The sequence below is a fragment of the Mesorhizobium sp. M6A.T.Cr.TU.014.01.1.1 genome (assembly GCF_004022765.1).
Lineage (GTDB): Bacteria > Pseudomonadota > Alphaproteobacteria > Rhizobiales > Rhizobiaceae > Mesorhizobium > Mesorhizobium mediterraneum.
In genome coordinates this window covers 119773-130350 of the sequence record NZ_RZPG01000015.1, presented here as the reverse complement: position 1 = coordinate 130350, position 10578 = coordinate 119773, and the positions used below count along the sequence as shown (strand labels likewise).

Sequence of the window (10578 nt, the reverse complement as noted above, 5' to 3'; positions counted from 1 at the left end):
CCTGAAAGCGACCGTGAACGGTCGCTGTAGGCCGGCCTTCAGCCGCGTTCTCTGACGCTGGCGATTAGCCGTAAGCCCCCGCGCCTTCGTCATCCTAGGGCGAAGCAAGGAGCGAAGCGACGCGGCGCAGACCCTAGGATCCATGCCGTTACCTCTGCCGAACAATGCAACGGCTCAGAACGGCGCTTGTATCCGCAACTGCGCTCGTTACCCTTCAGCCATGACCGGCTATGCCTATATGACCGCGAGCCAGAAGCGCGGCACGATCTACATCGGTGTCACCAATGATCTCGGCCGCCGCATGCCGGAGCACAAATCCGGCCAAGGCTCGCGCTTCACCAGCCGCTACGGCGTGCAGCGGCTGGTCTGGTACGAGGAACATTTCGACATTCGCGACGCCATCCAGCGCGAGAAGTCGCTGAAGCGCTGGCCGCGCCAATGGAAGATCGAGCTGATCGAGAAGACCAATCCAGAGTGGTTCGAGCTTTTTCGCGGAACGGGGTGGTAGGGTTCGGTTCTGGGCCGCTGCATTCTTCGGCTGATGTCACGGAATGGATCCCAGGGTCTGCGCCGCGTCGCTTCGCTCCTTGCTCCGCCCTAGGATGACGAAGTGGAGGGAAGGTTCGGCTAATCGAGAAGGCACCGGCGTGCCCCGGGTCCTACAAATCCCGCTGGAGAGCAATAAGCCGTACGGCGAGGGCTCGGGAACGCTGTCGCGCTTCGCCGAGAAACGCAACATGACAGTAGGCGCAGGCTGCAGTGCCCAGACCCAGCACCAGGCTGTTCTGCCATGTGAAATCCAGGATCAGCGAGAATGGATGGCCACTCGGCGCGGTGAATGCCGCGATCGTGCTCGCGGTTTCAGAATGGCTGCTGGAAGCGACCATCATCGCGGCGAAAAGCAGAGCGACGTGGTTGGCAAGGAAGAAGAACGCGGCCGATTTTCGCGTCCGGCAAGCCATCCAGCAGAGGATCGATGCGGCGGTCAGGATGGCGGCATCAAGGACCATTGAACCGCCCAGATAAAGGTCGACCTGCTGCCAGAACATCGTCGCCAAAGGGCGCAGTCCAAGCCAGATCCGCCACATGGCAGGGCTGGCCGGATAGGTTCCCAGCAGGAACGTCGCTGCTCGCTCCCCTGCCAGAATGAGAAGAATGAGAGCCGGGAAGGCAAAAAGCAGTAGCGGCTTGCGCGTCATGTTCCCTCGCCAATCGATAAGCAGAATAGGCTGCAAAGATTGCGCGAAGCTTAAGGAAGGCGGCGAACAGCATTGATCACAGGCGCAGGCGCAGCCCACAACCTGGCGAGCGCCCGTTTTATGTGCCATTTTTGCTACATTCCCGAAACTTATGGCCCGAATTCGGTTCTTGGCCGGCCCTAAATCAATAAACACTCACATATTCGAAGAATTTATCGGATAATTTGTCAAAGCTTCGGTGAAAAGGCTTGGCCATATAACAAAGTACCAGGCGGAAGCGTGGGCGGGGGTAGAAATGAATACGACGATCAAAGTGGCCATTGGCAAGCGCCTTGGCCTTCTCATTACATTTTCGATGCTGGCTTGCGGGAGCGCTAGTGCCCTCACGCTCAAGGAAGCGATGGCCGTAGCCGTCGAGTCCAATCCGGAGATCGGCCAAGCGATCGAAAACCGCGAAGCAATCGAATTCGAACTGCGTCAAGCGAAAGGGCTCTATCTTCCCAGCATCGATCTCGAGGCATCTGCGGGAGCCCGTCGCCTCGACAATTCGTCCCGACGAGCGCTCTCCACAGAGGATGACGCGCTCTATCCGGCGGAAGCGGGTGTCGTGATATCGCAAACGCTCTATGACAGTGGAGCACGACGGGCCGAACTGAACCATCAGGCGTCGCGGGTCGATGGGGCTTCTTTCAGGGTACTGGAGCGATCTGAATTCATCGGGCTCTCCGTCGTTCAGGATTATCTTGAATACATGCTGCAGGCCTCGATCGTTTCAGAGGCGAAAAAGAACCTGGGCTTCCATCAGGGGATTCTCGGCGATATCCGGCAAGGCATCGCGGGTGGTGCGCTAAACGATGCCGACGGCCAACAAGCCCAGGAGCGGCTTTTAGCAGCCAAGGCACGCTTGCAGGAAGCTTCCGAAGAGCTGGAACAGGCCAAAATACGATTCTTCAAGACCGTCGGCAAGCCGCTGACGAACGCCTCAAGGCCAGGGAGTGTTGGCGGCGCGCTGCCAAGGTCGCTTGATGAGGCGCTGGGACTGGCGCGCGAGAACAATCCGCGCGTTCACATGGCCAACAGTGATATCGACGCTGCTGCTTCACTGGTGGACGCAGCCCGGGCCAAATTCGGGCCCGCCATCGTCGCCGAAGGCCGTGCCCGGGCCGGATATGACGTTGATGGCGATGACGGCGACGCCAGCGACCTGCAAGCGCGGCTCGTGCTGCGATGGAACCTCTATCGCGGAGGTATCGACAAGGCCAACGAACAAGAACAGATCCGCCGCACCAGCGAACAGCGACTCGGATTGCATCAGGTCTTGCGGGAGATCGAGGAAGCGGTCCGCACCTCGTGGGATCGCCGCTTCCGGCAAGCCGACCTCGCAAAAACTCTGCGGCTGCAGGCTTCCGAGAGCGCAAAACTCGTCGTCTCCTATCGCGAACAATTCAAGGTCGGACAGCGCTCGCTGCTCGACGTGCTTGATGCGCAAAATACGCGGTTCAATACAGCAACGCTGGCGGATACCGCCTCCTACGCATCGCTGTTCGCCGAGTATCGGCTGCTGGCGGCGACCGGGCAGTTGCTGAAAACGATGAACCTTCAGCCGGCAAAACAGGCGACGGCTTATGCCAGGAGCGAGTTTGCAACGCCAGAGACTGCTGACACCGAAACCTATGCGCGCACCCCGTCGGAACAGAAGAATGATCTGCCTTTCGACATCCTCGCCCCGGTCAGGAAAAAATAGCTTGGTTTAAGGATCGATCGAGAGTCCTTGCGGGCAGATCGTGAATCAGCAACCCAACATCCTCTCCCCTAAAGAGGCATTCAAGGCCTGCTTTTCGGCTGTTGCCGGATATCTCGGCAGACCGAGCGCCGAAACCGTCCTGTTCGCCGGGGTTCCGCTTTCAGAGACGCGAATAGAGGTGGAGGACATCAGGCATCTTGCCGAACGGATCGGTCTGGAGGTCCAGGAATTCAGCCACCGGGATTTTCTGCGCGGTCGTGTCGATCTTCCTGCCATTCTCTTTCGCGTCAGCCAGTTGCCTGTTGCTCTGCTGGCGGAGATGCAAGACGGCGCATATACGACCGCCCCGCAGGAGGATGGCCGCACGATCATCGCCAAATCCGAGCTTGCCGCCAGTGTCATCAGTGGCGGCGTATCCTTTTCGATAACCTATGCCAATGCCGCCGAAGGGATGAACGTCGGTTCGGCAGCGAGGATAGAAAGGCGCCACTGGCTGACGGGAACGATGGGCGCCTTCTGGCACACCTATTCGAAAGTGGTCCTGTCGGCGATATTCATCAATCTGCTGGCGATCGCCTCGCCGATCTTCACCATGAACGTCTACGACAGAATCCTGCCGAATAAGGCAACATCAACGCTGTGGGTTCTGGCAATCGGCATCGGCGCCGTTATTCTGTTCGATCTGCTTCTGAAGACCGCCAGGGCATCTCTCATCGACTATGCCGGGCGCAAAGCAGATCTGCGAATATCATATCTTCTGTTCGAAAAAGTCCTCAACTCGTCTCTGTCAGCGCGCCCTGGCTCGACCGGTGAATACGCAAATCGCGTGACTCAATATGAATTCGTGAGGGAGTTCTTCACCTCCAACACCATCAGCGTCTTCATCGATACGGCTTTTGTGTTCGTCTTTCTTCTGGTCATCTATGCGATCGGCGGCTGGCTGGTGGTGATACCGGCATTGGCCTTCGTGGCGTCGGTCATCGTCGGGCTGATCACGCAGCGACGTATCGGCAAGCGAGTCGCCGCCTCGATGAACGAGGCTTCTCAGCGCCAGGCCTTGCTGGTCGAATCCATTTCGACGCTGGAGACGATCAAATCGCTGCGGGCCGAAGCGTATCTGCTGCGGAGATGGGGCGAGCACTCCAAGAACGCTGCCAACACGTCGGAAAAGATCAAGCAGCTTTCGGCCGCCGCCGGCAACATCACCCAGGCCATACAGCAGCTTGTGACCGTCGCCCTGGTCGTAGCCGGCGCCTATGCCTTCTCGGAAGGTCATATTTCTACGGGAGCAATAATAGGCACGGTCATGCTGGCGAGCCGCGCGGTGGCTCCGCTTGGCCAGATCGCCATCACCCTTTCGAGACTGCGGCAAGCACTGCTCTCGTTGAGAATCATCAATTCGATCATGGCTCAACCGGAAGACCGGCCGGACACGGTGGGTTTCGTCAACCGCCCCATCCGCAACGGTGCGATGGTGTTCAGGAATGTCGGGTTCGTCTATCCCGGTTCGGAAAACGAGGTTCTGACCGGGCTCAATTTTTCGGTGAAACCGGGAGAACGGATCGGCATCATCGGTCGCATAGGGTCCGGCAAAACAACGATGGGTCGCCTGATCGGCAGGCTTTTCCTTCCGACCTCGGGAGAACTTTTGCTCGACGGCATCGACATCCGCCAATACCACCCGTCGGAGGTTCGCGCTGCGGTAGGAATCGTCGCCCAGGCCGGCGATCTGTTTTCAGGCACCATCAAGGAAAATCTCCTGATGGCGTGCCCCGAAGCGACCGATGAGGAAATCATCGACGCCGCAAAGGCTGCCGGCGTCGACGAATTCGTCTCTCGCCACCCGCGCGGCTATGACATGAATGTCGGCGAGCGGGGTACCAATCTCTCGGGGGGGCAGCGACAGACGGTGGCAATTGCGCGCCTGCTGCTGACCAAGCCGAAAATCGTCTTCCTGGACGAGCCGTCAGGCTCAATGGATCTCGCCTCGGAAAGACAGTTGATCAAACAGCTCAAAGTGGCCTTCGATGAAAACACGACGCTGATCGTGTCAACCCACCGCTACAGCATGCTTGAGCTGGCGGATCGGCTTATCGTTGTCGAACAAGGCAGGATAGTTGCAGACGGACCAAAGGAACAAGTCGTAAAGGCACTGCAGAAAAGTGGCTGATCAAAATAGATTATATTGAACGAGTTCAATATAATGGGGCGTGGGGAAATGCTTGCCAGAGAAGACCGTCCGCCGCTTTTCGCGTCGGCATCCATATTCATCATAGGAGCGCTCTTCGTCGTTTTCGTTGCTTGGGCAGCTTTTGCCGAAGTCGATGAAATCGCACGCGGCGACGGCAAGGTCATCCCGGCGTCCAAGACCCAAATCATCCAGGCCAGCGAAGCCGGCGTCGTCCAGGAAATCGCCGTCAAGATTGGGCAGGTCGTCAGGAAAAACGACCTGATCATTCGCCTCGACAACACGCTGAATACGTCCAGCCTTGGCGAGCAGCAGGCCAAGTCACGCGCGCTTGAAGTGCGAATCGCAAGGCTCAAATACGAACAAAGCGGCAATCTCGCAGGGCCCTTTCCGTGCCCGGCTGACATTCAGTCGATCGCTCCGCAAATCTGCGACAATGAACAAAAGCTTCTCACGGCCCGGCGCGAAAACTTCGACAACAAATTGTCGGTTCTCAAATCGCGCCTCGACCAGCGCGAGAAGGAACTGGACGAAGCAGCCGCCAATTCCGACCGCCTGACAAGGAACCTCGCCGTTAGTGACCAAGAGGCAAAACTGGTTGGATCAATGGTCAAAAAGGGGCTGATGGCCAGGACAGAGCAAATCCGGGTTGAACGGGAGCAGACTGAACTCAACGGTCAGCTGAACCTGTCCGGCGAGACAGTCAAGAAGATCAGGTCAACGATCACCGAAGCCCAACTCCAGGTCGAGGAGCTTGGCCTCCAGCTGCAACAGGAAGCATTGGATGAACTGACGCAGGCGCTGGCCGAGCTTTCGGTCGTGGACGAAACCATTCGTGGGGCCACCGACAAGGTAGCGCGCACCGATATCCGTTCGCCGGTGGACGGCATCGTCAATACACTGGAGCTAAACACGGTTGGCGCCTTCGTGCAGCCTGGCTCGGTCGTGGCAGGCATCGTGCCCACCTCCGAAACCTTGCTGATCGAAGCGCGGGTCTCGCCGCGCGATGTCGCTTTCATTCGTCCCGACCAGGAGGCGCTGATAAAAGTCACCGCTTACGACTTCTCGATCTTCGGCGGCATCGAAGGCAAGGTCTCCAACATCACCGCCGACAGCCTGGTCGACGAGAAAACGGGTGAGCCCTTTTACCAGGTGCGTGTCGCGACGGACAAGTCCACCCTCGAACGGGACGGCAAGGCCTATTCGATCATCCCCGGCATGATCTGTTCAGTCGACATCAAGACAGGACGCAAGACGATCCTCAGTTACCTTTTGAAGCCGATCAACAAGGCGCGTCAGGAGGCGATGAGTGAGCGCTAGCGCCAACTCTCCTCCCAGCACCCATGATCGGTTGCTTCTGCCGATCACCAGAGAGGATTTCGGGCTGGAGTTCCGGGTTGTCGCGCGTGGCGGCATACGCCGCGGCATTCGTCTGGAAAAGGCTTTCTGGATGTCGCTGAAGCAGATGGCTGAAAACAGGAAATGCACGATCGGCATGCTGATCGACGAGATCGCCAAAAATCAAACCAAGACTGGTAATCTGACGTCGGCGATACGGGTGGCCTGCATACTCGGGCTGGCGGATGAAAACCTGATCCTGCGAAAGCTTGCATCGATCAGAACGATCAATGCCATATTGGTTGCCTGCCCCTCGCCCGCTTTTGCCTTGGCGTCATCGAAGAAGATCCTGACTTTCAATGCTCCGTTCCAGCAACTGGTCAAGCGTCAGTTGCCGACCGGACCGAACAACGATGCACGACAAGATCTCAAGCTGGCGCTGGATCTCAATGTCGCCGACATTTTTGCCCGACTCGATGCCAATGGCGAAGTTCCGATCGCCAGCGGCTTCGTCATCGGCGCCGGCGAACGTCGGTATCGGGGTCAATTGAATGCAGTGCGGGCGCCCGTACCCGAACCGGAGCTGCTGATGGCGTTCGTCAACGGCTAATGCATGTCGCGCAAAAGCTTGCCCTCGGGCTTGACCCGAGGGTGCGCAGCGGTTTTGCTATATGGATAAAAACAAGAACTTAAAGCGCGTCGCATGAATCCGTTCAAATGCAACGCGCTTTAGAGCTGCCGCTCCGGGCAAGTGCAGCTCAATCCTGACGATGCTTCGCGTCATTTTCACAGGGACATATCCGGCTCCGAACCTTCGCCAGGAGCAACCGTTGCGAAAGCGCCCTTGATGTCGGCTATTTGCGCGCCCCCTGGTTTTGCGCCATGGATCCACGCCCGGTCAGTGCTGAAGGAATACAGCGGCAGATAATCAGGGAGTTCGCTGTCTTTCAAAACAGTGTTGTTGAGACTGTCGAGGATGAATGTGCCGCTGTCCGTACTCACCGACAGCACGGCATGAAAGAATTTTCTGCGGCGATCCTGGAGAACAACAAGCGACATGCTCTGCGCCGGGATACCGGCCCGCAGCAGAGCCGCCATCTTGAGGATGGCAAAATCCTCACAGTCGCCAGCCCGCCGCTCGAGGATTTCCGAAGGCTTCGCCCAATAGTCGAGCCTGCTGTAAACTGCACTGTCTTTCTTGTAGGCAATCGCGCGGTTTATGCTGCTGTTGACGAAGGACAGCTTGTCGCTGAACCCCCGGTCTTTGACCGCGTTAACGATCTCGGCAAAAGCAGCGCTCTTGCGCTCGCACGCACTGTTCGCGAAGCAGCCGGCGATGGCCCTGTAGACAGGTGCCCAGCGCGCCGAGACGGGAGAGTTGCGCATCGACAAGGCAACCGATCCGAACACACCGGGGATTATCGCCGCCGTCTGCACAGGATCTATGCCGGCATCGCCTCGCGACGTCGAATGAGCCTCCCCGTAATCAGCAACGGCTAGCCCGTAGCTGCCGGGAAACATATCTGTGCGGTAAGCTTCAGCAGGCCGCCAAGGCTGAAATCTCGCCAGCGAAACGCCGCCGAGGCATGGCGGCGCCTGCAACTTTTCCAGCTGCTCACCGGTCGCAGCGACATCCGCCACAATGGCATTCGCGAGTGCTGGCTGCGACAGGCCGACAAGGCCGACCGCTAGCAGGAGCATTTTGAGCCCGGTTGCCAGGCCAGCCTTTTCTTTTTTCATAACGCCCACCTTTGAATGTGGACGCTACCAATCTTGTCTCAAATTATTGGAAAGGAAGGTGGATAACTTTATCGCAAAGGGCTACGTCTATTCTGTATAAACTTTTATATACATTTATACTTATTTTTCCGCGTCATTGTCGTAAGGATTGCCAGCAAATTGGTCTGCTGCGGCAACATATATAGGGTTATATAAATATGATTTACCATGCGTAAAAAATAGTGGCAAATGCATATTAGGATATATGGAATAGATTACCAGACTGTTGCAAAGCCGAGATTACCGCTGTCTCTTCCAGAGAAATACCGGAGGGGTTTCAGCTATGGCGACCATTATCGAATTGGACAGTGTTTCAGGTTCCTCGGACGAACATTCTGCTTCCAATGAATACAGCGGCCTGGCATCGGCGGCAGGTATCCAGGTCGCGCAAGCAGCCTCGACCGAGCAACCGGCAGCAGCCGAGCCGGTGCCGGCGGATGTGGGCAACGGCGCAGCAGTGCAAACGGAAGCGCCGGCAGCGGCCAATGCACCAGCGGCTGCGGCGCCGAATGAATATGTGGCCGACGCCGGCAACACCGTGAGATTTCCGGCCAACGTCGCTATCGACAATATCCGAGTCGACGGCCGCCACCTTCTGCTCGAACAACCAGACGGCTCGGTGGTCGTCATCAAGGACGGTGCCCTGAACGTGCCGACCTTTATTCTCGGCGACATTGAGGTGCCGCGCGTCGCCTTGCTGGCGGCGCTTGAAGCAAGCCATGTCGACATTGCCTTCGGCGCCGACGGCTCGATCTCGGCGGGGCCGGGAAACGGGACGCCGGGCAGCGCCGGCGGAAACTTCGCGGTTCCAGTCGGTGGGATCGGCAATGGGTTCGATCTATCGGCATTGCTGCCGCCGACGGCCTTGCAGTTTGGCCGTTTGGAGCCGCGCGAACTGACGATTGGCGTCAGGGAGAAAGACTCTACCCCTTCGATTGATCCTGTAGCCTCGACCACGGTCTATGAGGCTGGCCTGCCGGCACGCAGCGGCGAGTCACATGGCTCGAATGAGCCTGCGACCTCGGAGACGACCTCTGGCACGATCGGCTTCAGCTCGCCGGACGGCGTGTCGGAAGTCTCGCTGGGCGGCCATGTGCTGACCGGCGTGCCCCAGACCTTCACCGACGCGACCGGCTCGCTGACAGCGAGCTATGTCTATGATCCCGCGACCGGCTTGGGCACGATCAGCTATTCCTATACGCTCATCGACAACACCTCCGGCGACACCACCAGCGTAAACCTCCCCGTCGCGGTGACGGACGCCGATGGCGATCCGGCAGCGCCAGGCAACCTGGCCATCAACATCGTCGACGACGCGCCGACGGCGATTGCCGACACGGACAGCATCGCGGCGGGTCAGTTCGGCCCCGCGACGGGTAATGTGCTTGCTGGCGGGACAGACGGCGTTGACGTCAACCTGACTGATGGGGCGGCCGACACGCAGGGCGCCGATGGTGCGACGGTGGTCGGGGTCACGAGCGGCACGACGAATTCCGATCTGGACGACGGCGGCACGCTTGGCGTGCAGATCCAGGGGACTTACGGCAAGCTGACGCTGAACGCCGACGGCACCTACAGCTATGCGCGCGATGCCGGCACGCCCGGCGGCGTCGACGACGTGTTCACCTACACCATCAAGGATGGCGACGGCGACCTGTCGCACACGACACTGACAATCTCGATCGGCGATGCACCGCCGGTGATCACCGACCTGACGCCCGAGGCCCGTGGCGGCGACGTGACGGTGAATGAAGAGGCGTTAAATGTCGGTACGCCGGGCGGGCCTGGGTCGAACCCGTCAAGCACGGCCGAGACCGGTACGGGCACCTTCACCATCTCTTCGCCCGACGGCATTGCCTCGCTGACGATCGGTGGTCAGGCCTTCATCACCAACGGCGTGTTCACGGCGGGCTCGTTCACGACGCCGGAGGGCAACACGCTGGCTGTGACTGCCTACGATGCCGCGACAGGTCAGGTGAGCTACACCTACACGCTCCTCGACAATGAGGCGCATCCCACCGCCCTCGGTGAGAACAGCCTGTTCGAGAACTTTGCAGTGGTGCTGACCGACCAGGACGGGCAGAGCGCCAACGATACACTCACCATTGACGTCGTCGACGATGTGCCGACGGCGAACGCCGACACCAACAGCGTCGCCGAGGGCGCCATCGCCACCGGCAACGTGCTGAGCGACGCCACCGATGACGTGTTCGGCGCCGACGGTGCGGCCGCCGGTGGCGGCGTTGTCGGCGTGGCCGCCGGCAGCAACACCGCCAGCCCGGTGAGCGGCGGGCTGGGCGCCGGCATCGCCGGCACCTACGGCACGCTGA

The 10578-nt window shown here is 59.1% G+C and carries 7 protein-coding genes and 1 pseudogene; 6 read left to right on the top strand and 2 right to left on the bottom strand.

The window, feature by feature from the left end; all coding sequences use genetic code 11:
• Positions 1-220: 220 nt before the first annotated feature.
• Positions 221-508 carry a GIY-YIG nuclease family protein gene (locus EN885_RS18455; RefSeq protein WP_065009969.1) on the top strand — a complete coding sequence of 96 codons (288 nt, stop codon included), beginning with the start codon at positions 221-223 and terminating at the stop codon, positions 506-508.
• A gap of 151 nt (positions 509-659) precedes the next feature.
• Here the strand turns inward: EN885_RS18455 and EN885_RS18450 are convergent, their stop codons facing one another.
• Positions 660-1199, bottom strand: coding sequence for a hypothetical protein (locus tag EN885_RS18450; RefSeq protein ID WP_128242968.1), 540 nt, complete (start codon positions 1197-1199; stop codon positions 660-662).
• Positions 1200-1494: 295 nt separating this feature from the next.
• Between EN885_RS18450 and EN885_RS18445 the strand changes: the two genes are divergently transcribed.
• From EN885_RS18445 to EN885_RS18430, 4 genes are read left to right on the top strand one after another with little or no spacing between them, the layout of a single operon-like run.
• A complete protein-coding gene (locus EN885_RS18445; protein WP_128242969.1) occupies positions 1495-2943 on the top strand; it encodes a TolC family protein in 1449 nt (482 codons plus the stop codon).
• 40 nt (positions 2944-2983) lie between these two features.
• Positions 2984-5113 (top strand): type I secretion system permease/ATPase, encoded by a 2130-nt coding sequence (locus tag EN885_RS18440; protein WP_128242970.1) that lies wholly within the window; start codon positions 2984-2986, stop codon positions 5111-5113.
• Between the two features lie 48 nt (positions 5114-5161).
• On the top strand, positions 5162-6451 hold the full coding sequence (locus EN885_RS18435; RefSeq protein WP_128242971.1) for an HlyD family type I secretion periplasmic adaptor subunit: 1290 nt from the start codon (positions 5162-5164) through the stop codon (positions 6449-6451).
• Complete coding sequence (locus EN885_RS18430) at positions 6441-7079, top strand: ribbon-helix-helix domain-containing protein (protein ID WP_095485885.1); 639 nt, start codon at positions 6441-6443, stop codon at positions 7077-7079. The genes EN885_RS18435 and EN885_RS18430 overlap by 11 nt, the downstream gene beginning before the upstream one ends.
• A gap of 176 nt (positions 7080-7255) precedes the next feature.
• On the opposite strand, the gene EN885_RS18425 is transcribed toward EN885_RS18430, so the two are convergent.
• Complete coding sequence (locus EN885_RS18425; RefSeq protein ID WP_128335202.1) at positions 7256-8209, bottom strand: transglutaminase-like cysteine peptidase; 954 nt, start codon at positions 8207-8209, stop codon at positions 7256-7258.
• Positions 8210-8531: 322 nt separating this feature from the next.
• Between EN885_RS18425 and EN885_RS18420 the strand changes: the two are divergent.
• Positions 8532-10578 (top strand): annotated as a pseudogene (locus tag EN885_RS18420) (hypothetical protein); the annotation flags it as partial.